Origin of the sequence: Acetobacter orleanensis (genome assembly GCF_001581005.1) — a bacterium.
Taxonomy (GTDB): domain Bacteria; phylum Pseudomonadota; class Alphaproteobacteria; order Acetobacterales; family Acetobacteraceae; genus Acetobacter; species Acetobacter orleanensis.
In genome coordinates, this window is record NZ_LHZV01000002.1 from 1 (window position 1) to 550 (window position 550).

The window sequence follows — 550 nt, forward strand, 5'->3', positions numbered from 1 at the left end:
CTGTTCATTGAGGCCTTCGGCGATAAGCCTATTCGGCAGATTACTGGCACCGTGGCTGGCGAGTTCTTTGATCTTCTGTCATCCCTGCCTGCCACGCATGGGAAAGGAAAAACTGTTCTCCCCTTACGCATGGTGATCGCTCAGGCACTGGAACAAGGTCAGGAAACGGTCAGTGGCAAAACTGTGAAGAACCATTTCTCGCGTATGTCTTCACTCTGGAACCATCTCGTTCAACGTGACCTTGTGGACAAGAACCCATGGGCAGGCTGGGACTTCAATGTCACCAAAAAGATCACGCGCCGAGGGTGGACTGATAATGAACTATCTTTGCTTGCTCATAGCAACTGGTCGGGGACTGCGGTCTCACCTCATACTTGGGCTGGCATTATCGCCATAGGCATGTTCACCGGGATGAGGCTGGGTGAAATCTGCAACTTGAGAAGGCAGGACATTGAGGTCATCGACAATGTTCCTTGCTTCCATGTCAGACCTCACATTGAAGACGGCTGGTCACCAAAGACGGCAGCAGGAACGCGCATCATCCCCATTC

1 pseudogene is annotated in these 550 nt (G+C 52.2%); it reads left to right on the plus strand.

The annotated features are described in order from the left end of the window. Nucleotides 1-550: pseudogene (locus AD949_RS14205) on the plus strand (tyrosine-type recombinase/integrase); the annotation flags it as partial.